Source organism: Haliea sp. E1-2-M8 (genome assembly GCF_030649675.1).
Lineage (GTDB): Bacteria > Pseudomonadota > Gammaproteobacteria > Pseudomonadales > Halieaceae > Haliea.
In genome coordinates this window covers 59,166-83,893 of sequence record NZ_JAUTDR010000004.1, presented here as the reverse complement: position 1 = coordinate 83,893, position 24,728 = coordinate 59,166, and the positions used below count along the sequence as shown (strand labels likewise).

General features: G+C 64.9%; 26 protein-coding genes. 17 read left to right on the top strand and 9 right to left on the bottom strand.

The features are described from left to right. Both argS and Q6D67_RS04575 read left to right on the top strand, forming a co-directional pair. Nucleotides 1-1,686: an arginine--tRNA ligase gene (gene argS, locus Q6D67_RS04580; RefSeq protein ID WP_304704404.1), complete on the top strand. Its 1,686-nt coding sequence runs from the start codon at nt 1-3 to the stop codon at nt 1,684-1,686. A 2-nt stretch (nt 1,687-1,688) separates the two neighbouring features. Beyond that, nucleotides 1,689-2,273, top strand: a complete 585-nt coding sequence (locus tag Q6D67_RS04575) for an SPOR domain-containing protein (RefSeq protein WP_304704403.1) — start codon at nt 1,689-1,691, stop codon at nt 2,271-2,273. Here the strand turns inward: Q6D67_RS04575 and Q6D67_RS21725 are convergent. Beyond that, nucleotides 2,221-2,415 carry a pentapeptide repeat-containing protein gene (locus tag Q6D67_RS21725; protein WP_370551919.1) on the bottom strand — a complete coding sequence of 65 codons (195 nt, stop codon included), beginning with the start codon at nt 2,413-2,415 and terminating at the stop codon, nt 2,221-2,223. The genes Q6D67_RS04575 and Q6D67_RS21725 overlap by 53 nt on opposite strands. Before the next feature lie 24 nt (nt 2,416-2,439). Here Q6D67_RS21725 and hslV point away from each other — a divergent pair, with 24 nt between their 5' ends. The 12 genes from hslV to Q6D67_RS04515 are packed head-to-tail and all read left to right on the top strand — an operon-like array spanning nt 2,440 to nt 11,758. Then, nucleotides 2,440-2,979 carry an ATP-dependent protease subunit HslV gene (gene hslV, locus Q6D67_RS04570; protein WP_304704402.1) on the top strand — a complete coding sequence of 180 codons (540 nt, stop codon included), beginning with the start codon at nt 2,440-2,442 and terminating at the stop codon, nt 2,977-2,979. A 12-nt stretch (nt 2,980-2,991) separates the two neighbouring features. Beyond that, on the top strand, nt 2,992-4,317 hold the full coding sequence (gene hslU, locus Q6D67_RS04565) for an ATP-dependent protease ATPase subunit HslU (RefSeq protein WP_304704401.1): 1,326 nt from the start codon (nt 2,992-2,994) through the stop codon (nt 4,315-4,317). A gap of 15 nt (nt 4,318-4,332) precedes the next feature. Then, complete coding sequence (locus Q6D67_RS04560) at nt 4,333-4,725, top strand: DUF971 domain-containing protein (protein WP_304704400.1); 393 nt, start codon at nt 4,333-4,335, stop codon at nt 4,723-4,725. A gap of 57 nt (nt 4,726-4,782) precedes the next feature. Next, a complete protein-coding gene (ubiE, locus tag Q6D67_RS04555; protein WP_304704399.1) occupies nt 4,783-5,532 on the top strand; it encodes a bifunctional demethylmenaquinone methyltransferase/2-methoxy-6-polyprenyl-1,4-benzoquinol methylase UbiE in 750 nt (249 codons plus the stop codon). A 1-nt stretch (nt 5,533) separates the two neighbouring features. Next, nucleotides 5,534-6,175 (top strand): SCP2 domain-containing protein, encoded by a 642-nt coding sequence (locus Q6D67_RS04550; RefSeq protein ID WP_304704398.1) that lies wholly within the window; start codon nt 5,534-5,536, stop codon nt 6,173-6,175. Continuing rightward, nucleotides 6,172-7,836, top strand: coding sequence for a ubiquinone biosynthesis regulatory protein kinase UbiB (gene ubiB, locus Q6D67_RS04545; protein WP_304704397.1), 1,665 nt, complete (start codon nt 6,172-6,174; stop codon nt 7,834-7,836). The genes Q6D67_RS04550 and ubiB overlap by 4 nt, the downstream gene beginning before the upstream one ends. 54 nt (nt 7,837-7,890) lie before the next feature. Continuing rightward, nucleotides 7,891-8,289, top strand: coding sequence for a phosphoribosyl-AMP cyclohydrolase (gene hisI / locus Q6D67_RS04540; protein ID WP_304704396.1), 399 nt, complete (start codon nt 7,891-7,893; stop codon nt 8,287-8,289). Continuing rightward, nucleotides 8,286-8,606, top strand: coding sequence for a phosphoribosyl-ATP diphosphatase (locus Q6D67_RS04535; RefSeq protein ID WP_304704395.1), 321 nt, complete (start codon nt 8,286-8,288; stop codon nt 8,604-8,606). The genes hisI and Q6D67_RS04535 overlap by 4 nt, the downstream gene beginning before the upstream one ends. A 46-nt stretch (nt 8,607-8,652) precedes the next feature. Continuing rightward, a complete protein-coding gene (gene tatA, locus Q6D67_RS04530; RefSeq protein WP_304704394.1) occupies nt 8,653-8,874 on the top strand; it encodes a twin-arginine translocase TatA/TatE family subunit in 222 nt (73 codons plus the stop codon). A 9-nt stretch (nt 8,875-8,883) separates the two neighbouring features. Next, nucleotides 8,884-9,228 carry a Sec-independent protein translocase protein TatB gene (tatB, locus tag Q6D67_RS04525; RefSeq protein ID WP_304704393.1) on the top strand — a complete coding sequence of 115 codons (345 nt, stop codon included), beginning with the start codon at nt 8,884-8,886 and terminating at the stop codon, nt 9,226-9,228. Then, on the top strand, nt 9,225-9,977 hold the full coding sequence (gene tatC, locus Q6D67_RS04520) for a twin-arginine translocase subunit TatC (RefSeq protein WP_304704392.1): 753 nt from the start codon (nt 9,225-9,227) through the stop codon (nt 9,975-9,977). The genes tatB and tatC overlap by 4 nt, the downstream gene beginning before the upstream one ends. Further along, nucleotides 9,977-11,758 carry an ABC transporter transmembrane domain-containing protein gene (locus Q6D67_RS04515; protein ID WP_304704391.1) on the top strand — a complete coding sequence of 594 codons (1,782 nt, stop codon included), beginning with the start codon at nt 9,977-9,979 and terminating at the stop codon, nt 11,756-11,758. Before tatC ends, Q6D67_RS04515 begins: the two co-directional genes overlap by 1 nt. 255 nt (nt 11,759-12,013) lie before the next feature. Here Q6D67_RS04515 and Q6D67_RS04510 read toward each other — a convergent pair whose 3' ends face one another. From Q6D67_RS04510 to Q6D67_RS04490, 5 genes are all read right to left on the bottom strand, one after another. Next, the gene (locus Q6D67_RS04510; protein ID WP_304704390.1) at nt 12,014-13,375 is read right to left on the bottom strand and encodes an NAD(P)(+) transhydrogenase (Re/Si-specific) subunit beta; all 1,362 of its coding nucleotides are present in this window, start codon (nt 13,373-13,375) and stop codon (nt 12,014-12,016) included. A 2-nt stretch (nt 13,376-13,377) separates the two neighbouring features. Continuing rightward, nucleotides 13,378-13,659, bottom strand: coding sequence for an NAD(P) transhydrogenase subunit alpha (locus Q6D67_RS04505; protein ID WP_304704389.1), 282 nt, complete (start codon nt 13,657-13,659; stop codon nt 13,378-13,380). A gap of 1 nt (nt 13,660) precedes the next feature. Then, on the bottom strand, nt 13,661-14,803 hold the full coding sequence (locus Q6D67_RS04500; protein WP_304704388.1) for a Re/Si-specific NAD(P)(+) transhydrogenase subunit alpha: 1,143 nt from the start codon (nt 14,801-14,803) through the stop codon (nt 13,661-13,663). Between the two features lie 284 nt (nt 14,804-15,087). Then, the gene (locus Q6D67_RS04495; RefSeq protein ID WP_304704387.1) at nt 15,088-15,744 is read right to left on the bottom strand and encodes a ChrR family anti-sigma-E factor; all 657 of its coding nucleotides are present in this window, start codon (nt 15,742-15,744) and stop codon (nt 15,088-15,090) included. Nucleotides 15,745-15,757: 13 nt separating this feature from the next. Further along, a complete protein-coding gene (locus Q6D67_RS04490; RefSeq protein WP_304704386.1) occupies nt 15,758-16,357 on the bottom strand; it encodes a sigma-70 family RNA polymerase sigma factor in 600 nt (199 codons plus the stop codon). Between the two features lie 201 nt (nt 16,358-16,558). Between Q6D67_RS04490 and Q6D67_RS04485 the strand changes: the two genes are divergently transcribed. The 3 genes from Q6D67_RS04485 to Q6D67_RS04475 are packed head-to-tail and all read left to right on the top strand — an operon-like array spanning nt 16,559 to nt 19,840. Continuing rightward, nucleotides 16,559-17,818: an NAD(P)/FAD-dependent oxidoreductase gene (locus Q6D67_RS04485; RefSeq protein WP_304704385.1), complete on the top strand. Its 1,260-nt coding sequence runs from the start codon at nt 16,559-16,561 to the stop codon at nt 17,816-17,818. Further along, a complete protein-coding gene (locus Q6D67_RS04480) occupies nt 17,815-18,579 on the top strand; it encodes a DUF1365 domain-containing protein (protein WP_304704384.1) in 765 nt (254 codons plus the stop codon). The genes Q6D67_RS04485 and Q6D67_RS04480 overlap by 4 nt, the downstream gene beginning before the upstream one ends. Continuing rightward, nucleotides 18,572-19,840 (top strand): cyclopropane-fatty-acyl-phospholipid synthase family protein, encoded by a 1,269-nt coding sequence (locus Q6D67_RS04475; protein ID WP_304704383.1) that lies wholly within the window; start codon nt 18,572-18,574, stop codon nt 19,838-19,840. Before Q6D67_RS04480 ends, Q6D67_RS04475 begins: the two co-directional genes overlap by 8 nt. Here the strand turns inward: Q6D67_RS04475 and Q6D67_RS04470 are convergent. Genes Q6D67_RS04470 through Q6D67_RS04460 form a run of 3 tightly spaced genes read right to left on the bottom strand, consistent with a single transcriptional unit; the run spans nt 19,816 to nt 24,706 of the window. After that, entirely contained in the window at nt 19,816-22,134 is a 2,319-nt protein-coding gene (locus tag Q6D67_RS04470; protein ID WP_304704382.1) for an ATP-dependent DNA helicase, read from the bottom strand. The two genes, Q6D67_RS04475 and Q6D67_RS04470, sit on opposite strands and share 25 nt — an antisense overlap. After that, nucleotides 22,127-23,803: a VRR-NUC domain-containing protein gene (locus Q6D67_RS04465; RefSeq protein ID WP_304704381.1), complete on the bottom strand. Its 1,677-nt coding sequence runs from the start codon at nt 23,801-23,803 to the stop codon at nt 22,127-22,129. Before Q6D67_RS04465 ends, Q6D67_RS04470 begins: the two co-directional genes overlap by 8 nt. 6 nt (nt 23,804-23,809) lie before the next feature. After that, entirely contained in the window at nt 23,810-24,706 is an 897-nt protein-coding gene (locus tag Q6D67_RS04460) for a DMT family transporter (protein WP_304704380.1), read from the bottom strand. Nucleotides 24,707-24,728: the final 22 nt, after the last annotated feature.

The following is a 24,728-nucleotide window of genomic DNA, read 5'->3' as shown; positions in this document are numbered from 1 at the left end:
ATGAAGGAACAACTGTCACAGCTGATCCAACAGGCACTGGATGCGCTGGTCGCCGCGGGTGAACTGCCCGCGGATACCCGGCCGGCTATCAATATCGACCGCACCCGGGACCCGAGCCACGGCGACCTCGCCAGCAATATCGCCCTGACCCTGGCCAAAAGCGCCGGCAAAAAGCCCCGCGACCTGGCCGCCAGGATCTGCGCGGAACTGCCCGCCGCCCCGTTCATCAGCAAGACCGAAATCGCCGGCCCCGGCTTCATCAATTTTTTCCTCTCCAGCAGCAGCAGCCAGGCCGTGGTGCAGCGGGTGCTGGAGCAGGGCAGCCGCTACGGCTGCTCCGAGGTGGGCGCCGGCCGTCGGGTGCAGGTGGAGTTTGTCTCCGCCAATCCCACCGGCCCCCTGCATGTGGGCCACGGCCGCGGCGCCGCGGTCGGCGACAGTATCTGCCGGCTCTTGGCCGCCACCGGCTGGTCGGTCGCCAGCGAGTTCTACTACAACGACGCCGGCGCCCAGATCAGCAATCTGGCGCGGTCGGTGCAGGCGCGCTGTAAGGGGCTGGGGCCCGGAGATCCGGGCTGGCCCGAGGACGGCTACCGCGGCGACTATATCGGCGATGTGGCGAACGCCTACCTCGCCGGGGAACAGATTGACGCGGAGGACCGGCATGTCGCCGGCAGGGGCGACTCCGGGGACCTCGACGCCATCCGCGAGTTTGCGGTGGCCTACCTGCGGCGGGAACAGGATCTCGACCTGAAGGCCTTCGCCGTGCATTTCGACCACTACTTCCTGGAGTCCTCCCTGTATGAGTCCGGCGAGGTCGAGGCCACGGTCGCCAGGTTGATCGCCCAGGGCCACACCTACGAGCAGGACGGCGCGCTCTGGCTGCGTACCACCGCCTTCGGGGATGACAAGGACCGGGTGATGCGCAAGCGGGAGGGCGGCTACACCTATTTCCTGCCCGACGTGGCCTACCACTTCAACAAATGGCAGCGCGGCTTCGAGCGGGTGATCAACGAGCAGGGCGCCGACCACCACAGCACCGTGACCCGGGTGCGGGCCGGCCTGCAGGCGCTGGAATCGGGCATCCCCGAGGGCTGGCCGGACTATGTCCTGCACCAGATGGTCACGGTCATGCGCGATGGCAGCGAGGTCAAGCTGTCCAAGCGCGCCGGCAGCTACGTCACCCTGCGCGACCTGATCGACGAAGTGGGCTGCGACGCCACCCGCTATTTCCTGGTGGCGCGGGCGCCCAGCTCCCAGCTCACCTTCGACATTGATCTGGCCATGTCCCAGAGCAACGACAACCCTGTCTATTACCTCCAGTACGCCCATGCCCGGGCCTGCTCGATGCTGCGCAAACTGGCGGAGCAGGGCTGGGATTGGACGCCGGCGCGCAGCCTGGCGGCGCTGGAGCGGCTGCAGGAGGAGCACGAGAAGGCCCTGCTCAAGCGCCTGGACCAGTACCCGGAGGTGGTCGCGGGCGCTGCGCTGGCCAGTGAACCCCACAGCATCGCCAACTACCTGCGGGAGCTGGCCGGCGAATTTCACTCCTGGTACAACGCGCACAAGGTTCTGGTGGAAGAGCAGGAACTGCGCGATGCCCGCCTGGCGTTGGGCGAAGCAGTGCGGCAGGTCATTGCCAATGGCCTGCAGCTGCTGGGCGTCAGCGCGCCGGAGACCATGTAGCCATGGCCCGGGAATACGCAAAAGGCAGCCGCAGCGGGGCGCGCAAGAAGCCCCAGGCCGCCAGCCGCACCCCCGTCCAGGCGCCCGCCAGTCCCTGGCGCTGGTACGGTACCGGAGTCGCTACGGGGGTTTTCCTCAGCCTTCTCCTCTATCTTGGCACCCTCCCCGCCGGCACAGATCCCGACCCGGGGGCAGGCGCGGAAGTCGTCGCCACGGCAACGGCCGCCGCCGAGAAGACCCCACCGAAGCCGCGCTTCGACTTCTACACCATGCTCCCGGAGCAGCGCATTGCGGTCGACGTGGAGCCCGCCCAGGTGGCAACCCCACGCACCGAGGCGGTGACGCAGGGCGAGACATTCCTCCTGCAGGCCGGCTCGTTCCGCCAGCGCGCGGACGCGGATCGGCGCCGGGCGGAGCTGCTGTTGCTGGGGCTGGAACCCCGGGTAGAGGAAGCCAGCGGCGAACACGGACGCTTTTTCCGGGTCTACCTCGGTCCGTTCCAGACTCACGCCGAGATGAGCCGGGCACGCGGGCTCACGACCGCGCAGAACATCGACACCCTGCTGATGAAGCGGGACCGCCCCTGAGCCGGGCGCCCCTGAGCCGGGCGCCCCTGAGCCGGGCGCCCCTGAGCCGGGCGCCCCTGAGCCGGGCGCCCCTGAAGTCAGCCTGGCCTGCCCTCCGGAGCCACCCCGCCAGCGCGCTTGAATTCCTGCCACCACCCCCCATATCCACCGGAACAGGAGACTATTTGTGGAACAGTACAGAGGCACGACCATTCTCTCGGTGCGGCGCGGCAACAGCGTGGTGATCGGCGGCGACGGCCAGGTATCCCTGGGCAACACCGTGATGAAGGGTAACGCGCGCAAGGTACGCCGGCTGCACAAGAACCAGGTGATCGCAGGCTTTGCCGGCGGCACCGCGGATGCTTTCACCCTGTTTGAGCTGTTCGAGGCCAAGCTGGACAAGCACCAGGGCAATCTGGTGCGCTCCGCGGTGGAGCTGGCCAAGGCCTGGCGCACCGAGCGCTCCCTGCGCCGGCTGGAAGCCCTGCTGGCGGTAGCCGACAAGGAAACCTCCCTGGTCATCACCGGCAACGGCGATGTGATCGAACCGGAAGACAACATGATTGCCATCGGCTCCGGCGGGCCTTACGCCCAGTCCGCGGCCCGTGCGCTGCTGGAAAACACCGACCTGGACGCCCGCAGCATCGTGCAGAAAGGCCTGAATATCGCCGGCGATATCTGCATCTATACCAACCACAACCAGACCATTGAGCAACTCGACTACTAGGCAGCCCGCATAATGTCCAACATGACTCCGCGCGAGATTGTCCATGAACTGGACAAGCATATTATCGGCCAGCAGGACGCCAAGCGCGCGGTGGCAATCGCCCTGCGCAACCGCTGGCGCCGCATGCAGTTGCCGGAGGCACTGCGGGCGGAAATCACCCCCAAGAATATTCTCATGATCGGCCCCACCGGGGTGGGCAAGACCGAGATCGCCCGCCGCCTGGCGAAACTCGCCAATGCGCCTTTCGTCAAGGTCGAAGCCACCAAGTTCACCGAGGTGGGCTACGTCGGCAGGGACGTGGAATCCATCGTCCGCGACCTGGCGGATGTGGCGGTCAAGCTGTATCGGGAGCAGGAAATGGAGCGGGTGCGCTTCCGTGCCGAGGAGGCGGCCGAGGAGCGGCTTCTCGATATTCTGCTGCCCCCGGCCAGGGATGGCGACAATAGCGGAGCCGGCGACGGCACCCGCCAGCTGCTGCGCAAGAAGCTGCGCGAGGGGGAACTGGACGCCAAGGAAGTGGATGTGGAGCTGGCAGCCAGCGGCGCCGGGGTGGAAATCATGGCGCCCCCGGGGATGGAGGAAATGACCAACCAGTTGCAGAGCATGTTCTCCAACATGTCGCGGCAGCAGCGCAAGACCCGGCGCATGCCGGTCAAGGCCGCGTTCAAGGCACTGCGCGACGAAGAGGCCGCCAAGCTGGTCAATGAGGACGAGCTCAAGCAAAAGGCGATCCGCGAGGCGGAGCAGAACGGCATTGTATTTATCGACGAACTGGACAAGGTCGCCAAGCGCGGCGAGACCGGCGGCGCCGACGTCTCCCGGGAGGGGGTGCAGCGGGACCTGCTGCCGCTGATCGAGGGCTCCACCGTGACCACCAAGCACGGTGCGATCAAGACCGACCACATTTTGTTCATCGCCTCCGGCGCCTTCCACCTGGCCAAGCCCTCGGACCTGATTCCCGAGCTGCAGGGCCGGCTCCCGATCCGGGTAGAGCTGGACTCGCTCAACGCCGATGACTTCGAGCGTATCCTCACCGAGCCGGACGCCTCCCTCACCGAACAATACCAGGCCTTGCTGGCCACCGAGGGCCTGCAGATAGAATTCACCCCGGACGGGCTGCGGCGCATTGCCGAGACCGCCTGGCAGGTCAACGAGAAAACCGAGAACATCGGCGCCCGGCGCCTGCATACCATCATGGAACGGCTGCTCGAGGAGGTCTCTTTTGCCGCGGCCGACTCCAGCCTGCAACACGGAGTGCTGAAAATCGACGCCGACTATGTCAATGCGCAACTGCAGGCCCTGAGCGAAGACGAAGACCTGTCCCGCTTCATCCTCTGACGAGACGGACCCGCCATGACCGCCAGCAGCCCACGCCCACTGGACATCCACCTCCACCGCAAGTCGCGGGAGCTGGAGCTGGTGTACCCGGGGGCTGAGCGCTATCGCCTCAGCTGCGAGTTACTCAGGGTCTACTCGCCCTCCGCCGAAGTGAAGGGCCACGGCCCGGGCCAGGAGGTACTGCAGACCGGCAAGGTCGGAGTGAATATCACAGAGATCAAGCCGGTGGGCCACTACGCCCTGCAACTGGTGTTCGACGACGGCCACGACACCGGCCTGTACTCCTGGGATTACCTGCACCAGCTCTGCTCGCAGCAGGAGACCCTGTGGCAGCGGTATCTGGACCGCATGGCCGCCGCCGGCGCCAGCCGCGACCCCCAGGTGCAGGTCATCAACTTCCAGCCCTGACCGGGGCGCCGACAACGCGCTACAATACGCGGTCAGCTGTTCGCCGGCGGAGGCCGCATGAGCAAGAAACGCACCACCCATTTCGGCTACAAGGAAGTCGACGAGGACGCCAAGGCGGGCCTGGTCGCCAACGTCTTCCATTCGGTCGCCGCCCGCTACGATCTGATGAACGACCTCATGTCCGGCGGCGTGCACCGGATCTGGAAGCGCTTCACCATTGAACTGAGCGCCGTGCGCCCGGGTCAATCGGTACTCGATATTGCCGGCGGCACCGGTGACCTGGCGGCAAAGTTTGCCGACATCGTCGGCCCCGAAGGCCGCGTGGTACTGGCGGACATCAACGAATCCATGCTCCAGGTGGGCCGGGACAAGCTGATCGATCACGGCTACCAGGGCAATCTGGAATACGTGCAGGCGGACGCCCAGTACCTGCCCTTTCCCGACGACAGCTTCGACTGTGTCAGCATCGCTTTCGGCCTGCGCAACGTCACCGACAAGGACCTCGCGCTGCGCTCCATGCTGCGGGTACTGAAACCCGGCGGACGCCTGCTGGTGCTGGAGTTCTCCAAACCCGACAACGAATTGCTGGGCAAGGCCTACGACGGCTACTCCTTCCGCGTCCTGCCGCTGATGGGCAGGCTGGTGGCCGGCGACAGTGAAAGCTACCAGTACCTCGCCGAGTCCATTCGCATGCACCCCGACCAAGAAACCCTGCTGGGGATGATGGAGGACGCCGGTTTCGTCAATTGCGAGTACCACAACCTGACCGGGGGCATCGTCGCCCTGCACCGGGGCTGCAAGGCCTGACATGGCCGCCGGCCTCGACCCAACCCTCATTACGGCGGCACTGGCGGCGCTGGAAGCTGCGGTCAATCAGGCCCTGACCCTGGACCCGGCGGCGCAGCGGGCGCTGGCCCGGCTCGCGGACCGCACCTTTGCCATTGAGTGCACGGCGCCGGTGTTTGCCGTTTACCTGCAGCCGGGTGCGGAGCGGGTCCGGCTGCTGGGTTACCACGACGGCCCGGTCACCACCCGGGTGACCGGCACCGCTGCGGATTTTACCGAACTGGCGAGTTCCAGCGACCCGGCAGCGACCCTGATCAACGGCAACCTGGCCCTGCAGGGTGACAGCGCACCGCTGATCGAGCTGCAGCAGATCCTAGGCAACCTGGACCTGGACTGGGAGGCGCCGCTGGTGGATGCCCTCGGCGACGTCACCGGCCACCAGCTGGCGGAATTGCTGCGCGCAGGTTTCAGCGGCGGCCGCGTCGTCAGCCGCAGCCTGCTGCGGCAGCTGGAGGAGTTCATCCACGAGGAGGCCCGGCTGAGCCCGTCGCGGCTGGAAGTCGAAGATTTTTATGCCGATGTGCAGGCCCTTGAGCAGCGGGTCGAGCGCCTGCAATCGCGTCTGACCAGGCTGCGCAAGCGTATCGTGCAGGCAGCCCCGTGATCGCCGGCGCTTTCAGCCGCAGCCGCCGGCTGCTGCGCATTCTGCACATCGCCGGCCGCTACCGCCTGCAGGAGTTCATCGATACGGAAAAGCTGCCCGTCCTGCCACGTATGCTGCTGCGCCTGTCCCCCTGGCGCGCCGGGCGCGGGCCGGACCTCGACCGCGGCGAGCGCCTGCGGCAGGCCCTGGAGGAACTGGGCCCGGTATTCATCAAGTTTGGCCAGCTGCTGTCGACCCGACGCGATCTGCTGCCGCCGGATGTCGCAGACGAGCTGGCGAAACTGCAGGACAAGGTGCCACCTTTCGATGAGACCGAGGCCGCTGCGATCGTCGAGACGGCCCTGGGGCAGCCGGTGAGCACCCTGTTCGCGCGCTTTGAGCAGCTGCCGATGGCCTCCGCATCCGTGGCCCAGGTGCACGGCGCCACCCTGCACGGGGGCGAGGATGTGGTGGTGAAAGTGCTGCGACCGGATATCAAGCCGGTCATCCGCCAGGATCTGGCGTTGCTGTATACCCTGGCGCAACTGGTGCAGCGCTACCTGCCGGACGGCAAGCGGCTGCGCCCGGTGGAAGTGGTCGCCGACTACGAACTGACCATCTTCGACGAGCTGGACCTGCGCCGGGAGGCCGCCAACGCCTCCCAGCTGCGACGCAATTTCGAGGGCAGCAAGCTGGTGTATGTGCCGCAAGTGTACTGGGACTACACCCGCAGCAACGTCATGGTCTCCGAGCGGATCAAGGGCATTCCGGTCACCGATGTCGAGACCCTGCACGCCAGGGGCACCGATCTCAAGCTGCTGGCCGAGCGGGGCGTGGAGATCTTCTTTACCCAGGTGTTCAGGGACAACTTCTTCCACGCCGACATGCACCCCGGCAACATCTTCGTCGATGCCAGCGACCCGGTGGACCCGCGCTACATCGCCGTGGACTGCGCCATTGTCGGCAGCCTCAGCGACGCCGACCAGTACTATCTGGCGCGCAACCTGCTGGCCGTATTCCGGCGCGACTACCGGGAAGTTGCCGAGCTGCACGTGGAGTGCGGCTGGGTGCCGCCGTCCACCCGGGTGCAGGACTTCGAGTCCGCCATGCGCGCTGTTTGCGAACCGGTGTTCGAGCGCCCGATCAGCGAGATCTCCTTCGGCCAGCTGCTGATCTACCTGTTCAGCACCGCCCGCCGGTTTGATATGGAAGTACAGCCCTCGCTGGTGCTGCTACAGAAAACCCTGCTCAACATCGAGGGGCTGGGCCGGCAACTGTATCCAGAGCTAAACCTGTGGGATACGGCACAGCCCTATCTTGAGCGCTGGGTGCAGGAACGCTATTCGCCGCAGTCAGTATTCAAGCGCCTGCAGCGCCACCTGCCCTCCTGGCTGGAGCAGTTGCCCCAGGTGCCCGACGCGGTGCTGGACAACCTGCAGCGCTCGCGCGGCGTTCCCGCTGTGCAGGCACAGCAGCTGCATCAGAGCCGGGAGCTGCAGGCTTTCAGGGACCGGCAGCAGCGCCTGCGCCGGCGTCAGCTGGTGGCCGCGTTGGCAGTGATCCTTGCCGTGTTGCTGGCACTCCCGGATGGCATTGCACAGCTTGTAGAGGCGCCCTGGGCAAGCTGGCTACTGGCCGGCGCGGCGCTGGCACTGCTGTGGCCGCGCAGCGGTGACGGCTGATGTGCCCGCCCTGACCCTGTGCCATAATACCGGCTCATGGAGACCATGACGACTATGGCAGATAATCCACTGACCGCGGCTGTGCACTGGACCGAACAGGGCCTGGTGCCCGCTATTGCCCAGGATTGGCAGACCGGCGAAGTGCTGATGATGGCGTGGATGAACCCGGAGTCACTGGCGCTGTCTGTAGCTGAGGGCCGGGCTGTTTACTGGTCGCGCTCCCGGCAGGCACTCTGGCGCAAAGGCGAAAGTTCGGGCAACGTCCAGTTGCTGAAAGAGCTGCGCCTGGATTGTGATGGCGACACCCTGCTGCTGAAGGTAGAGCAGGTCGGCGACATCGCCTGCCATACGGGCCGCCGGCACTGCTTCTACCAGCGCTGGAACTCCGCCACCTGGCAGGTTACGGACAAGGTCCTGAAATCGCCGGAAGAACTTTACGGGCAACCTGAATGAGCGACATTCTGCAACATTTGGACGGCATGCTGGCGCAACGGAAACTGGCGGATCCCGCCAGCTCCTATGTCGCCAGCCTGCATCACAAGGGTCTCAACAAGATTCTGGAGAAGGTGGGAGAAGAGGCGACCGAGGTGATCCTCGCGGCAAAGGACGCGGGCGATGATCCCCGGGCCCTGGTCGGGGAGGTCGCGGACCTGTGGTTCCACACGCTGGTGATGCTGTCCCATCTCAATCTGGATTCCGCCGCGGTGCTGGAATGCCTGCAGCAGAGAGTCGGGGTATCAGGACTGGAGGAAAAGGCGTCCCGCACTTAGGCGCGGAGCGCCGGCAACGGCACCATCAGAAAATACGGAGACAGAAATGGGTATCGGTGGTATTAGTATCTGGCAACTGCTGATCATTCTGGCAATTGTCATCATGTTGTTCGGCACCAAGCGCCTGCGTACCCTGGGCAGCGATCTCGGCAGTGCGGTCAAGGGCTTTCGCAAGAGCATAAAGGACGACGACAGCACGCCAGACAGCGCAGACATAGAGGCTGAGGACGCCACCCGGACTTCCGGGGACAGCAACGGCAAGCCCTGATCCGCAGCCATGTTTGATATCGGTTTTACCGAGCTGATCATCATTGCGGTGGTGAGCCTGTTGGTGGTGGGCCCGGAAAAGCTGCCCGGCGCCATCCGCACGGGCAGCGCCTGGCTGCACCGGATCCGGCGCGGCTTCAACGACATCCGCCAGGAAGTGGAGCAGGAGCTGCACAACGACGCCGTGCTGCAGGAGCTGCGCAAGACCCGCGATGAGATCAAGACCGGCGTGGAAAATGCCAAGCGCGAGTTCCAGGACGACGACGCTGCGATGACCAAACCGGCCGACGAGGCCGCCAGCGGCACGAAAGCTGGTGCCACTCCTGCACCCGGGCAGGAGCCACCCGGCCAATGAGCGAAGATCCGGCCGACCAGCCGCTGCCACTGGTAGCACACCTGACCGAGCTGCGGGACCGGCTGCTGCGGGCGCTACTGGCGGTGCTGGTGGTGTTTATCTGCCTGTTTCCCTTCGCCAACGAAATCTACAGCTTTGTCTCCGAGCCGCTGCGGGACCTGCTGCCGGCAGGCGCCACCATGATCGCCACCGAGGTGGCCTCCCCCTTCCTGACGCCCTTCAAGCTGACGCTGGTAGCGGCCATCTTCATTGCCATACCCTACGTGCTCTACCAGATCTGGAGCTTTATTGCCCCGGGCATGTACCGGCATGAAAAGCGCCTGGCGATACCGCTGCTCGCATCCAGCGTGCTGCTCTTCTACGCCGGCGCCGCCTTCGCCTACTACGTGGTGTTCCCGCTGATCTTCGGCTTCTTTACCAGCGTGGGGCCTGAAGACATCGCCATCATGACGGACATCAACAGCTACCTGAATTTCGTGCTCAAGCTGTTCTTCGCCTTTGGCATCGCCTTTGAAATCCCGATCGCCGCGGTGATCCTGATCTGGGCCGGCATCACGACACCGGAAGCCCTGGTGCAGAAACGCCCCTACATTATCGTCGGCTGCTTCGTCTTCGGCATGTTGCTGACACCCCCTGACGTCATTTCCCAGGCCCTGCTGGCGGTGCCCATGTGGATTCTGTTCGAGATCGGCGTCTTCTTCGGGCGTTTTATCCAGCGCCGGGGCAGCACTGCGGCAGACACGGAGTAATGGCGCAAGCTGGCACTCGCTCCCTGTCACCGCTGCTGGCCATATTCCGGTTCCTGCTGCCCTACCGCGCGCGCCTGCTGGGTGCCGCCAGTGCGCTGATCTTTACTGCCGGAGCCACCCTGTTCCTGGGCCGGGGCATACAGGTTCTGATCGACGAGGGCTTTGGCGGCGGCACCAGCGCCGACCTGCGCAACGCCATCAGCGTGATCATGGTGATCGCGGGGGCCATGGCCATCGGTACCTTCGTGCGCTTCTATCTGGTGTCCTGGCTGGGAGAGCGGGTCAGCGCCGATATTCGCAAGGCCGTGTTCGACAACATCATCCGCCTGAACCCGGGCTTCTTCGAAACCAATCGCAGCGGCGAAATCATGTCGCGGCTGACCACCGACACCACCCTGCTGCAGACCATCATCGGCTCCTCCCTGAGCATGGCGCTGCGCAGCAGCCTGACCCTGGTCGGCGGCCTGGTGCTGATGTTCGTCACCAACGTCAAGCTGAGCCTGATCATCACCGCGGGAGTACCGCTGGTGCTGCTGCCGATCCTGATCTTCGGGCGCCGGGTGCGGCGACTGTCCACCCAGAGCCAGGACAGTATCGCCAACGTGGGCAGCTATGCGGGTGAGATCATCCAGCATATCCGCACGGTCCAGAGTTACACCAGTGAAGACCGCGAGAGCGCGGCCTTCGCCGGCGAGGTGGAACGCGCCTTTGCCATCGCCCGCCGCCGTATCCGGCAACGGGCGCTGCTGGTCTGTGTCGCCATCCTGCTGCTGTTCGGCGGCATGGCGGCCATGCTCTGGAGCGGCGGCCAGGACGTGATCAGCGGGCGCATGACTGGCGGCGAGCTGGGCGCCTTCGTGTTCTACGCGATCATGGTGGGTTCGGGCTTTGCCACCATTTCCGAAGTCTGGGGTGAAGTGCAACGCGCTGCGGGGGCGTCCGAGCGGCTGCTGGAGTTGCTGCACACCCGCAGCGACCTACCGGACAGCGGCGCTGAACGGGAGCTGCCGACGGCGGAGCTGGCGTTGCGCGACGTGACCTTCTGCTACCCGGCCCGGCCCGGGGAAGCCGCCCTGAAAAACCTGACCCTGGAGATCGCCGCGGGCAAGAGCCTGGCGCTGGTAGGGCCCTCGGGTGGTGGCAAGTCGACCCTGTTTCAGCTGTTGCAGCGCTTCTACGACCCCCAGTCCGGCAGCATCCTGTTTGCCGGGGTGGATATCCGCGAGATTGGTTTACAGAAATTGCGTCAACAGCTGGCGCTGGTGCCGCAGCAGCCGGCACTGTTCACCGCCAGCGTGCGCTACAACATAGCCTACGGCAGGCCCGATGCCACCGAGGAAGAAGTGGTAGCGGCGGCGCAAGCGGCCCATGCCGACGACTTCATCAGCCGCCTGCCCCAGGGCTATGACAGCCATCTGGGCGAGCAGGGTGTGCGCCTGTCCGGGGGCCAGCGCCAGCGTATCGCCCTGGCGCGGGCCATCCTCGCCAATCCCCGTGTGCTATTGCTGGATGAAGCCACCAGCGCGCTGGACAGCGAGAGTGAGCACCAGGTGCAGTTGGCCTTGCATGAGCTGATGCGCGACCGCACCACGGTGATCATTGCCCACCGCCTGTCGACCATCCTGCATGCGGACCTGATTGCGGTGCTGGACAAAGGCACACTGGTGGCAACGGGTACGCACCAGAGCCTGCTGCAGGACTGCCCGCTGTATGCGCGTCTCGCCAGCCTGCAGTTTCGCGAACCGGAAGATTCGCCCGCAGAGCGGGCTCCCACCACTTAAATCGTAGGAGCCCGCTCTGCGGGCTAAACCATCGCGCGGAGACCGCGCTCCTACAGGGAAGCACACCGTGGGAGCCCGCTCCGCGGGCGAAACCATCGCGCGGAGACCGCGCTCCTACGGGGAAGCACACCGTGGGAGCCCGCTCCGCGGGCGAAACCATCGCGCGGAGACCGCGCTCCTACAGGGGAACACACCGTGGGAGCCCGCTCTGCGGGCGATTGCGGGCGATCGCCCGCAGAGCGGGCTCCTACCGGATCAGCTGAACTCGCGCACCAACCCGCCGATGCTCTCTTTGGCATCGCCAAACAGCATGCGGGTATTTTCCTTGTAGAACAGGGGGTTCTCGATGCCGGCAAAGCCGGACGCCATGGAGCGCTTGAGCACGAACACGGTCCGTGCCTTGTCCACATTGATCACCGGCATGCCGTAGATCGGGCTGGATTCCACCTCGCGTGCGGCGGGGTTGACCACGTCGTTGGCGCCGATGACGATTGCCACATCGACCGTTTCCATGCGCGGGTTCACTTCGTCCATTTCCAGCAACTGGTCATAGGGCACGTCCGCTTCCGCCAGCAGCACGTTCATGTGCCCGGGCATGCGGCCTGCGACCGGGTGGATACCGAAGTTGACCACACAACCGTTCTCCTCCAGCAACTCGGCAAGCTCCTTGACCACATGCTGGGCCTGGGCCACGGCCATGCCGTAGCCGGGCACTATCACCACGTTGGTCGCCGCTTCCAGGACATAGAACGCGTCTTCCACCGAGATCGGCTTGATCTCGCCTTCCACCACCGTCTGCTCGGTACTGACGCTGCCGAAGCCGCTGAACAGCACGTTGCTCAGAGAGCGGTTCATGGCCTTGCACATGATCTTGGTCAGGATGATGCCGGCTGCACCCACCAGGGCGCCCGCCACGATAAGAATATTGTTGCCAATGGCAAAGCCTGCTGCGCAGGCCGCGAGACCGGAGTAGGAGTTGAGCAGGGAGATCACCACCGGCATGTCGGCGCCGCCAATGGGGATAACCACCATGACGCCGAACAGCAGTGACAGGCCTATGATCAGATACAGCCACAGGCTGTTCTCCGGCTGCAGGCAGAACATCACTGCGCTGGCAAGAATACCCAGCACAATCAGGCTGTTGACGATCTGCTGGCCGCGGAACGTCACCGCACCGCTGCCTATGGTCTCGCTGAGTTTGCCGTAAGCCACCAGCGAACCGGTGAAGGTCAGGCCGCCGATCAGGATCGACAGGACAATGGTGATCAGCACGAAAGTGCTGCCCGCCGTAGCCAGCGCCGCGGCGCCCACCAGCAAGCTGGCCATGCCGCCGAAGCCGTTGAACAGGGCCACCATCTCCGGCATGGCCGTCATTTGCACCAGGCGCGCGGCGCCGGCGCCGATCACGCCGCCGAGCACGAAGCCCAGCAGGATCCACTGGTACTCGACGATGCCCTGGTCCAGCAGTGCCGCCACGATGGCCAGCAGCATGCCCACGGCAGACAACAGATTGCCCTTGCGCGCGGTGGCTGCCGAGCCGAGCAGTTTGAGGCCGAAAATAAACAGGGCCGCAGAGATTACATAGGCCAATTGAATGGCCAATCCGGTTGCGCCCATGATCACTTACCCCTCTTCTTGAACATTGCCAGCATACGGTCGGTCACCATATAGCCGCCCACCACGTTGATTGATGCCAGCGCTACCGCCGCGGCACCCAGCCAGTTGGACAGGTCCTGCTGGCCGGTGCCGGCGAGGCCGATGGCCCCGACCACGGTAATGCCCGAGATCGCGTTGGCGCCCGACATCAGGGGGGTGTGCAGGGTTGCCGGTACCTTGTTGATCAGCTCGAAGCCGAGGAATATGGCCAACATGAGGATAAAGGTCAGAAATACGGCTTCCATATCAGTTGCCCCCCTCCAGGATTTTCTTGATGGTTTCGTTGGTGACCTCACCGCCATGGGTGATGATGCAGCCCGGCAGGATGTCGTGCTCAAAGTCGATCTTGAAGCTGTTGCTTTCCTCGTCCCAGGCATCCTCAACCAGGTTGAACAGGTTGCTGGCATACATGTGGCTGGCGTCGCGGCAGACTTCGTTGGGCAGGTTACCCTTGCCAATAATGGTGACGCCGTTGATCGTTACCACCTCGTTGGGCACGGATCCTTCCACGTTGCCGCCGGTTTCCGCGGCCATGTCGACAATGACCGAACCCGACTTCATCCCTTCCACCATGTCCCGGGTAACAATCACCGGCGGCTTGCGCCCGAACACCTGCGCGGTGGTGATCACCACATCGGATTCGGCGATGGTGGCCTTCTGGGCCTCGCGCTGCGTCTGGATCTGCTCCGGAGTCAGCTCCTTGGCGTAACCACCGGCGGCCTCGCCGGTTTCGCCCAGGTCGATATCGAGAAAGGTCGCACCCAGGGAGTGCACCTGCTCCGCCACCACCGGCCGGGTGTCAAACGCGGTGACCCGCGCACCCAGACGCTTGGCGGTCGCAATCGCCTGCAGGCCGGCGACACCGGCACCGATCACAAAGACCTTGGCCGGCTTCAGGGTGCCGGCTGGCGTCATCATCATCGGAAAAATGCGCGGCAGGTGGGTTGCCGCCTGCAGTACCATCACGTAACCCGCCAGGTTGGCCTGGGAGCTCAGCGCGTCCATCTTCTGGCTGCGCGTAGTGCGTGGAATCATCTCCATACTGATGGCGGTGACGCCCTGGGCCTGCAGCGCCCGCACCAGCTCGTGCTCGTTGAAGGGGTCGAGGTAACTGATGTGGATACAGCCCTGCTTCAACAGCGGGATTTCCTCAGCCCGCGGCTTGCGCAGGCGCAGCAGCAGGTCGGCCTCGCGCAACAGTGCTTCCCGGTCGGTGCTGAGGGTGGCCCCGGCCTCCGTGTACTCTTCGTCGGTGAATCCTGACCCGAGCCCCATACCGCTCTCAATAACAAGGTCGGCGCCGAGACGGCACAATTTCTTGGCTGTCTCCGGCGTGACCGGCACCCGGTTTTCTCCCGGATGTGTCTCCTTGGGAATTGCGATGCGCATAGTGCTTCCTACCCCGTATGTGTAAGCGTGTCGATTGTGGATCTTGCGTAAACGGCTCCCCTGGCGCTGCTGTTAAAGCGTCTTATAGTGACCGTGATCCCCCGCCGGCGACGGACTTTAGCATAGAGACCGGCAAAGCGTAATTATGCCTGTTATTCACCGGGCCGATATATGCGCGGTAAACATCACCCAAAACTATACCGGATTGCCTCCGCCCTGACCCCGCACGGTGCCGCGGAGCGGAGACCCGGCCGAAAAAAAGCCCCCGTCCGGGGGCTTCCGCTTCAACCCGCCTGGAGCCTGAGGAAGGGGTTTAGCCAGCGGTACTTCCAGCCAGTGAACCTGAGCGGCGCATCCAGTACGGCCAGACAGATACAGTCCTCGGACTGCAGCGCCGTGGGCGCGTGGGTGTCACTCGCCTCGCGGTAGAGAAAGTCGCCTTCATGGTAGCTGCCCGCAGCGTCGGAAAAACCGCCCTGCAGCACCAGGGTCATCTCCGAACCGCGGTGGGTGTGCTCGGGAATCCTGCCACCCGCCTTGATATGGTAGAAAGCAAACTCGTGGCTCGGATCACCCGTTTTCAGGTAGCTGATCCGCAGTGACGAAGTCACCTTCTTCCATACCAGCTCGGAAAAGTCGCCCCGCATCAGCCTCTGCAGCACGGCGGGCATCCGCCCCAGGGAGAGATCGTCGACACGCCGGTAGCTGAGCGGTGGCTCCTCGTCCAGACGCGCCAGCACCGAATCCAGCATGGAGTCGCCCACGGGTACCGGTGTCAGGCCGTCGAACATCACCGCGCCGAGGTCCTGCAGCCGGGCCGTCTGCTGCTGGCACTGCTGGCAATAATTGAGATGAGCCGCAATACACGCGGACTGTGCCAGAGGCAGTATTCCAGCCGTGTATTCGGTGAGTAAGTCCACACTTGGATGAAAGTTGGCCATGATGTCTTCTTGCTTACCTGTCTATCTGAATTTGCAGTTTCTGGATTGCCAGTCGCACCCGTGACTTCACGGTGCCCAGAGGCAGATCCAACTCCGCCGCCGCTTCCGCGTGCGACTTCCCTTCCATGTAAACCTTGGCCAGGATCTGGGCCTGGTCCGGGGGCAGGGTCCCCATCAATTCGTGAATCCTGTCGCGACTGCGCCGACTCTGCAGCATCGCAAACGGCTCTGACGGCTCCTGATCCGGGGTGAAATCATCCGCGGCCAGGGGCGTGTCGAACTTCTGCAGCCGACGGAACATGTCCGTGCGACAGTTGCGCGCGATCGTGTATACCCAGGTACTCGCCGCTGCCTTTTCCGGATCAAACGCCCGGGCTTTTTGCCAGACTTTCAACATGACTTCCTGCACCAGCTCATCGGCGTGGGTCGCGGACAGGCTGGAACCCGACAGTGCAAAGGCCTTGACCAGCGGGGCGAAGTGCCGGAACAGGCGCGTGAATGCTGCGCGGTCCTCATTGGCCGCGATCAGGGTCAGGCACTCGCTCCACTCATCCGTGCGCCGACCCGTGGGCCCCTGCCAGCCGGATGACGCACCCTTGTCCTGTTCTTCCACGGCCCTTCTCCACTACTATTCAATGCAGTCGAGGCAGTATACGCTTGGCTACTGGTAGTGGATCAAATCAGTTCATAAAGAAGCTGCCATGATCCAGCAGCCTGCAGCGGGCGTAACTTGGGCAGTAAACATCAACGCACTCGCGTGCGCCCACAGCGGGCATGCCTCTTTCACAGGCACAGGCCCGGAGGAGATCCGCAGTTGGACATAGCAGTTATCGGAGCAGGCATTTCCGGCCTGGCCTGTGCCCACTACCTCGGCCAGAAGCACACCGTCTCCGTGTTCGAGGCGGGCAGCCAGGTCGGCGGCCACACCGCAACCGTGGACGTCAAGCTGGGCACCCGGCGCTATGCCGTAGACACCGGATTCATCGTCTTCAACGACTGGACCTACCCCAACTTCATTGCCCTGATGGAAGAGCTGGGGGTAAGCAGCACGGCCACTTCCATGGGCTTTAGCGTCAGCGACGAGCACTCCGGTCTCGAATATTCTGGCACCAGCATCGACACCCTGTTCGCCCAGCGCCGGAACCTGCTTTCACCGCATTTTATCGGCATGGTGCGGGACATCCTGCGCTTCAATCGCGAATCCGTTGCCGACCTCGAAGCCGGAGCGCTGGAGGAGGGGGAAACCCTCGGCCATTACCTCCAGCGCAAGGGCTATGGTGAAGCCTTTACCCGGCAATACCTGGTGCCCATGGGCTCAGCCATCTGGTCGGCAGATTGCGCCAGCATCAGCCATTTTCCACTCGAATTCTTCATCCGTTTCTTCCGCAATCACGGCCTGCTGTCAGTCAACGAACGACCCCAGTGGCGGGTCATTGAGGGCGGTTCGAGGGAGTACCTGCGCCCCCTGTGCCGGCGCTTCGAACAGCGAATCCACACTGGCGCCGCGGTTGCCCAACTGCGGCGCAGCCCCCAGGGCGTCGAGATTGTATTGCAGGACGGGCGCAGCTTCCGCTTTGACGAGGTTGTGGTAGCCACCCATTCTGACCAGGCGCTGGCCATGCTCGCTGACCCGAGCACCGAAGAGAAGGCGGTGCTGGGCGCGCTGCCCTACCAGAACAATGAAGTGGTACTGCATACCGACACCCGCCTGCTGCCGAAGAATCGCAAGACCTGGTCGAGCTGGAACTACCGCCTGGGCGTGGACGAGCAGCGGGCCGTGGTGACCTACAACATGAACATTCTGCAGGGGCTGCAGGCGCCGGAAACCTTCTGCGTCACCCTCAACGATACCCGCTCGATCAACCCCAACAAGATCCTGGGCACATTCAATTACGCCCACCCGGTGTTCTCCCTTGAAGGCATTGCCGCCCAGGGCCGCTGGCATGAGATCAACGGCCAGCGCCGCACCTGGTACTGCGGCGCCTACTGGCACAACGGCTTCCATGAAGACGGTGTCGTCAGCGCCCTGCGGGTGGTGGAAGCCATCGCCCAGGCCAGCAAGGCTGCCGCGTGAGATCACGGCTCTACCAGGGATGGCTGCGGCACCGCCGCTTCCTGCCCCGGGCACACGAGTTCAGCTATCGCGTATTCATGCCCTGGATCTGCCTGGACGAACTCCCGGAGCTGTTCCGCGGCAGATGGTTCTGGTCCGCCACCCGCTGGGCGCCTGCCCGCTTCCGTCGCAGCGACTTCCTCGGCGACCCCAACCTGCCGCTGCAGGACGAGGTCCGGCGCCGTATCCGCGAGGAAACCGGTGCCATCCACAAGGGCCCGATCTATCTGCTGGCCAATCTGCGCTACTTCGGCTACCTGATCAATCCGATTGCCTGTTACTACTGCTACAGCGAGGATGAAAGCCGGCTTGAGTACCTTGTGGCCGAGGTCACCAGCACTCCCTGGAATGAGCGCCACAGCTACGTGCTTGCGGGGCCCGAAAGCGGCCGCTGGCTGCAGCAGGATTTTGCCAAGTCCATGCATGTCTCCCCCTTCAACCCGATGGGCATGCAGTACCACTGGCGCAGCAGTACCCCCGACGAACAGCTGTCGATCTACCTGGCCACCACCACTGACGCGGGCAAGATGTTCGATGCCAGCCTGTCCCTGCAGGCACTGCCCATGACCGCCCGCAACCTCAACCTCATTCTCTGGCGCTACCCGCTGATGACCGCAAAGGTAGCGCTGGCGATTTACTGGCAGGCCCTGCGCCTGCTCGTCAAGGGTGTGCCGGTTCACGCCCACCCCGGATCAAAAACCTCTGGAGTACGAAATGAGTGACATGAGCGTCAGCCAGGTTCGGCTGCAGACCAAGGCTCCCAGCCGCTGGTCCAACACCCAACTGGCCCGCACACTGCTGCTGCGGGTTCTGGACAATTTCACTGTGGGAAGCATGACCATCCACGACGGCGGCCAGGTTTTTCGCGTTGGCGACCCGGATCGCGACGGCGAACCGCACGCCGAAGTCTATGTGCACAACCCCAAGGTCTATGGCAAGTTGCTGGCGGGTGGCACTATCGGCTCTGGCGAGGCCTACATAGAAGGTGACTGGACCACACCCGACCTGACCGCGGTGACCCGCCTGTTCAGCGCCAACATGGTCACCATGGAGGCCGTTGAGGCGAAGCAGTCCTGGCCCGTGCGCATGGGCCTGAAAATCGCCCACGGCCTCAACCGCAACACCCACAAGGGGTCGCGCAAGAACATTGCCGCCCACTACGACCTCGGCAATGATTTCTTCCGGCTCTTCCTCGACCCGACCATGATGTATTCGGCGGCGGTGTTCGAGACCGCGGAAGCGACCCTGGAGGACGCCTCGCAGGCCAAGCTCGAGGAACTCTGTCGCCAGCTGGAGCTGACTCCGGAGGATCATCTGTTGGAGATAGGGACCGGTTGGGGAGGCATGGCGATCCACGCGGCCCAGCACTACGGTTGCCGGGTTACCACCACCACTATTTCCCGGGAGCAGTACGAGTACGCCCGCAAGCGCGTGGCGGAGCTGGGCCTGGCCGACCGCATTACCCTGCTGTGCGAGGACTACCGCAATCTAACGGGGGAGTACGACAAGCTGGTGTCCGTGGAGATGATCGAAGCGGTTGGCTACCAGTTCTACAGCAACTATTTTGCCCGCTGCAGCGCACTGCTGAAGCCCAGCGGGAAGATGGTCATCCAGGCCATTACCATCAGCGACCAGCGCTACCGCCAGGCCCGTGACACGGTGGACTTCATCAAACGCTTTATCTTCCCCGGCGGCTGCCTGCCGTCACTGGCGGTCATTGCCGACCACATTGCCCGGGACACGGATATGCAGATCATACACCTGCGGGACATCACCCAGGACTACGCCCGCACCCTGGCCAGCTGGCGTGAGCGTTTCACAAACCAGCTCGAGGCCGTGCGGCGCATGGGCTTTGACGACCATTTCATTCGCATGTGGGAGTTCTACCTGTGCTATTGCGAGGGCGGGTTCCGCGAGCGCATTATCGGTACGGTGCAGCTTTCTTTTGCCAAGCCGGGCTACCGGCTGCCGGGGGCGGCGTAATCGCGGTAGGACCACCAGGGCGGCAACAGGGCACGGCAGGCAGGATCCGCGTAGCGGCTGTCGATCAGCAGTGCCTTGCCGCGGTCGGTCTCCGTGCGCACCACCCGGCCGATGGCCTGGCTGACCTTCTGCAAACCCGGGTACTGGTAGGCATGGGCAAAGCCGGCGCCATAGCGGCGTTGGTATAGCTCGCGCAGACGCTCATTGGCGCTGTTTACCTGGGGCAGGCCCACACCGACCACAACCACGCTGCTGAGCTGGTCCCCCGGCAGGTCGATACCCTCCCCGAACGCGCCGCCGAGAACGCAAAAGGCGGCGACATTGCGTTCCTCCTGCAGCAACTGCAGCAGCTCATCGCGGCCCTGGGGAGCACGGCCCTGAATCCACAGACGGCGTTCTCCCGGCCAGCCATCCGCGTCCATCGCCTGCAGACAGGACTGCAGATACTGGTAGGATGAGAAGTACAGCAGGCAATTGCCGGGCTCCGCTGCCAGCCACTCCCGCAGCAGCAGCGCCAGCTGGCCCAGGCTGGCATTGCGCTGCTGATAGCGGGTATCCACATGCGTTGCCAGCAGCACCTGGAGCTGCTCCCGGGCAAAGGGCGACGGCGCGCGCCAGGCCACCGCCGACGCATCCAGGCCCAGCGAATCCAGCGCCCACTGCTGCGGCGACAGGGTAGCGGAGAATACGACCAGCGCGTGCAGCGCCTGTTGGCGCAGAGCCAGCAGCCGCGCCGGATCCAGACAGTGCAGGAGCAACCGCAGGCTCTGCGGTTCCCGGCTGCGCACCAGCTCCAGGGAGAACTCCTCGCCCCAGAGGTCCAGCACGCGCAGGCACTGCAGTGCGACAAAATAGCTGTCCCGCAGCGCCGGACGGGACTGCAGCAGGAACGGGTCCTGCGCCAGTGCGGCCGCCACCGCCTCGGCGCACTGCTCCAGGCTCTGCCCGAGGGAAGGCGGCACCTTATCCAGCCAGTGGCTTTGCGGCTGCTGCCAGTCCAGTTTCTGCAGTTCCAGCAGGCGCCGATTGAGCCTGTCCAGCGCCGGCTTCAGCACCGCCGGCGCCTCCCGCCGGGCAGCCATGATCGTGGCCTTGGGAAGCTCGGCCCCGTACATCTGCCGGGCCCGGTCCGGCAGGCCGTGGGCCTCATCCAGCAGTACCGTCCAGCGCCGGCCATCCTCACTGAGCCGGTCCGCGAGGTTGGCCGTGGGGCTGAAGACATGATGCACATCCGCCACAATCACATCTGCCCAGGGCGCCAGGTCCAGGCTGAGCTGGTAGGGGCAGACCTCGTGCCCGCGGGCAATGCCCGCCAGCGTTTCCGGATCCAGCAGCGGCTCGGCCAGGGCATCCTCCAGCGCGACCGGCAGGCGGTCGTAGTAGCCGCGGGCATAGGGGCAGTCCTCGCCGTGACAGGCGCGGCCGGGGGACAGGCAAACCTGGTCCTTCGCCATCAGGCTCAGGGCATTGCCGGCATAGCCCGCGTCGGCAAAACGCGCCATTGCCTGCTGCGCCGCCCGCCGCCCGCTGATCCGGGTGGTGGCGAAGACAATGCTGTCATGGCGGCCGGTAGCCAGCGCCTTCAGCGCGGGGTAGAGCACAGCGGCGGTCTTGCCGATCCCGGTAGGCGCCTCCAGCAGCAGACGCCCCGCCTGGTGTATGCACTTGTACACGCGCTCGGACAGTGCGCGCTGGCCGGGACGAAACTGCGGGTGGGGGAAGGGCAGGTCCTGCAAACTCGCGTCACGCGCGGCACGGCGCTGTGCCACCAGTGTCAGCCACGCGCCATAGCGCTCCAGGCTGTCCTCCAGAAAGGCATCCAGTTCGGCCCGCGTGTAGGCCTGCTGCAGGACCTGCTCCTCACCGCTATCGATCTGCAGCCAGGTAAGCTGCACCGTCAGTCCCGGCAGATCCTCCTGCGCCGCAATCATGGCGGCGTAGAGCCGCCCCTGGGCCAGTCCCAGGCGGCTCACCGCTTCTGGAATCCGCGCCGGGTCGATGCGGCAGGTCTTGATCTCCTCCACCAGTTGTTGCTCGCGGTCGTAGCCGTCGGCGCGCCCGCGCAGCCGCAGGGCGGGCGTCCCCGCGGCGGGCGCTCCCGCGGCGGGCGCTCCCGCGCGGCTGAATTCGACCGCGAATTCGCGCTGGTAGGAGGCCGGCCGGGCCCGGTAGATGCGCTGGTGCCCGGCAATACCCTGCAATCCGGTGGGCGCGGGGGTAAAGCGATGATCGATGTCACCGCTGCGGTGGCAGAACCGCGCCAGCTCCCGCACTGTCAGCAGAATTTCAGGCACTGGCCCAGCTCACCCGTGCCACGCAGGCGGGCACCGCCTGTTCCGCAAAGAAACGCAGCCAGCGGCGCTGGCTGTGCTGCAACTGGTCGCCGGGGCCTTTCACCTCGATCAGGCAATAGGCACCGGGGGCGTCGCCCAGCGCAATCAGGTCGGGGAACCCCCGGCGGTTCTCGCCCGGATCAAACAGCATCCGCTGCCAGATCGCCAAAAGGTGCTCCCGGGGCAAGCAGGCCAGCACTTGCTCGAGCAGCGGTGCCGACAGCAGCTGCCAGCTGACCCAGCGGCACTGGTAACCCCAATACCGGTGCAGCGCCGTCAGCAGTTCCGGGTACAGGTCCACGGTCGCGAGCTCGGCCAGACGGGCGTCGAGCAGGGTCTGGCGGCGCTGGTAGAAGCCCTGCAGGTACATATCGGCGGGGACGCTCTGAAAGGCGTTGTGGAAAGCACCGGCAACTGGAGAAAATATCTGCTCCCAGAAAGCGAGGCCAAAGAGGCTGTTGAACAGGGCATTTTCCACATAGTGCACGCCGCGCCAGTCCGCAGCCAGATGTCTGGCCACCGCCAGTTCCACCCCGAACTCCACCCTGGGCAGGGCAAGGTCCAGGGTCCGCACCGCGTCCCTGCGCCTTGCCGGCGACGGCTGCCCCAGCCGGCGGTGCAGCCGGGGCAGGATCCGCTGTGCGGCTTCGCGCTCTTCCTCACACCAGGGCTGGTCCAGCAGTTGTTTACACTGTTGCAGCGCCTGCTCGCAGCTGCCGGAATTCTCCAGTACCCGTATATGGCGTTCCCTTGCGGGATGCAGTTGGCTGCGCGCATACAACTGCGCCGCCAGTGCCAGCTCGCCAATCCGCTCCAGATTGCGCGCCAGACGATTGCACAGTTTCCAGTAGCGCCGCTCACTGGTCGCAAAGCGTGGCGAAGTGGCCAGGGTTTGTTCGGCCAGCGCGGCCAGGCCGCCGGCGTCGCCGGCATCCTGCAACAGCCAGTGGGCGTCCGCCAGCTCCCCCCAGTAGCGGTATTCGTCCACCGCTTCGCGGCAACTGAACCGGCGCCGCTGCCGGTCCAGGGGATAGGGATAGTAGCGGGCGATACCCAGGTCGCTGAGCACAAAGTCCGTCAGCCCCTGCCGCCGGTTGCCAAAAAACAGCAGCTGCAGCAGTTGCACCGTGTCTCCGGCAATGGGAGCCACCAGCTGGTCTCCGGTCACCTCCAGCAGTCGGCCGAGCAGGTCGGCATCGGGCCACTGCAGTGCGGCGATCGCGGCGAGCAGGTCCGGCTTGCTGCGGGGCTGCGCCGCTGGCAGGTCCGCAGCGAACGCCCGGCGCCACTCCGCCACGGTGAACAACCGGGCCAGCTCCTCCAGCCCCAGAGCCCCGGATGTGGCCAGCAGGCCGGCTGCAGACAGTTCGGTCAGGGCCGCTGCGAGGTCGCCGATTTCCGCATACGCAAGCTTGCTCCGGCGGAACCAGGGGCCGACCCGGGAAACCAGGCGCACATACAGGCACTGGGCGGGCTCCGGGAGATCGCGCCAGCGCGCCAGCAGGGCGCGCTCATCGGCGTGCAGCAGATCCCCGTACAGGGCTTCCACCGCGTCACACAGTTGCAGGAAATTGTCCCGGTAGTAGCGCGGCACGAGCGCCACCGGTTCAGTTCGGTCCGGTACCGCCATCCCCACTCAAGCCTCCCGCGCCGGTGCCGGGGAGCCCGCCTGCTGCAGCAGCACCCCGGGGATGATCAGCGCCAGCCCCACCAGAGTGGCCGGGTGTATCTTTTCTCCCAGCACCGTGGCAATCAACACCAGGGAAAACAGGGGCGCGAGAAAAATCAGGTTGCCGATCCGGGCGACGGAGCTGGCCAGGCGCAGGGCGCTGGACCACAGCGCAAAGGTGATGCCCATCTCGAACAGCCCTACGTAGAGCGCCGCAGTCAGACCGCGCCAGCCACCGGTGGCGCCGGTGGAGAGCGTGAAGCAGACCGCCCAGGCCGCGGGCACCGCAAGCAGGAAATTCAGGCACAGGCTGACCACCGGGTCGCCCTTGTTGCGGGTGTTGAGAATCCAGTACAGGGCCCAGACCAGGGTACTCCCCAGAGCCAGGGCCACCCCCGGCAGGCTGGTGAAATTCATCGCCAGAGGCTGCCCTTCGGTGGCGATGATCACCACGCCGCTGTAGCCGAGGGCCGCGGCCAGCAGATCCCGCCAGCCCAGGCGCTGGCTCAGTAGCGGCACCGCCAGCAGGGCCAGGGTAATGGCCCAGGTGTAGTTGATGGTCTGCGCCTGCTGCGCGGGCAGCAGGTCGTAGGCGTGCAGCAATACCAGGTAGTACAGCAGTGGATTGATCGCCCCCAGCAAGAGGAAAAATCCGGGGCGCACGCGCAGTGACGACCACAACAGCCCCTGCCGGCCCTGCAGCCATACAATCGCCAGCAGGGCGGCGGCAGACGCCGTTACCGCCCAGGCCACCAGCTGGAACACGTCCAGCTCCCGCAGCGCAAGCTTGAAGACGGTGGCGGCGGTGGACCAGAGCAGCACTGCGACGAGGCCCAGCAGGAGTGCCTTGCGGTCATTGCTCACAGCGTTCGGATCATGCGGTTGG

Coding starts and splice junctions, on each gene's coding strand:
- argS (WP_304704404.1), top strand. CDS start 1: ATGAAGGAACAACTGTCACAGCTGATCCAACAGGCACTGGATGCGCTG.
- Q6D67_RS04575 (WP_304704403.1), top strand. CDS start 1,689: ATGGCCCGGGAATACGCAAAAGGCAGCCGCAGCGGGGCGCGCAAGAAG.
- Q6D67_RS21725 (WP_370551919.1), bottom strand. CDS start 2,415: ATGGGGGGTGGTGGCAGGAATTCAAGCGCGCTGGCGGGGTGGCTCCGG.
- hslU (WP_304704401.1), top strand. CDS start 2,992: ATGTCCAACATGACTCCGCGCGAGATTGTCCATGAACTGGACAAGCAT.
- Q6D67_RS04560 (WP_304704400.1), top strand. CDS start 4,333: ATGACCGCCAGCAGCCCACGCCCACTGGACATCCACCTCCACCGCAAG.
- ubiE (WP_304704399.1), top strand. CDS start 4,783: ATGAGCAAGAAACGCACCACCCATTTCGGCTACAAGGAAGTCGACGAG.
- Q6D67_RS04550 (WP_304704398.1), top strand. CDS start 5,534: ATGGCCGCCGGCCTCGACCCAACCCTCATTACGGCGGCACTGGCGGCG.
- hisI (WP_304704396.1), top strand. CDS start 7,891: ATGGCAGATAATCCACTGACCGCGGCTGTGCACTGGACCGAACAGGGC.
- Q6D67_RS04535 (WP_304704395.1), top strand. CDS start 8,286: ATGAGCGACATTCTGCAACATTTGGACGGCATGCTGGCGCAACGGAAA.
- tatA (WP_304704394.1), top strand. CDS start 8,653: ATGGGTATCGGTGGTATTAGTATCTGGCAACTGCTGATCATTCTGGCA.
- tatB (WP_304704393.1), top strand. CDS start 8,884: ATGTTTGATATCGGTTTTACCGAGCTGATCATCATTGCGGTGGTGAGC.
- tatC (WP_304704392.1), top strand. CDS start 9,225: ATGAGCGAAGATCCGGCCGACCAGCCGCTGCCACTGGTAGCACACCTG.
- Q6D67_RS04515 (WP_304704391.1), top strand. CDS start 9,977: ATGGCGCAAGCTGGCACTCGCTCCCTGTCACCGCTGCTGGCCATATTC.
- Q6D67_RS04510 (WP_304704390.1), bottom strand. CDS start 13,375: ATGGGCGCAACCGGATTGGCCATTCAATTGGCCTATGTAATCTCTGCG.
- Q6D67_RS04505 (WP_304704389.1), bottom strand. CDS start 13,659: ATGGAAGCCGTATTTCTGACCTTTATCCTCATGTTGGCCATATTCCTC.
- Q6D67_RS04500 (WP_304704388.1), bottom strand. CDS start 14,803: ATGCGCATCGCAATTCCCAAGGAGACACATCCGGGAGAAAACCGGGTG.
- Q6D67_RS04495 (WP_304704387.1), bottom strand. CDS start 15,744: ATGGCCAACTTTCATCCAAGTGTGGACTTACTCACCGAATACACGGCT.
- Q6D67_RS04475 (WP_304704383.1), top strand. CDS start 18,572: ATGAGTGACATGAGCGTCAGCCAGGTTCGGCTGCAGACCAAGGCTCCC.
- Q6D67_RS04465 (WP_304704381.1), bottom strand. CDS start 23,803: ATGGCGGTACCGGACCGAACTGAACCGGTGGCGCTCGTGCCGCGCTAC.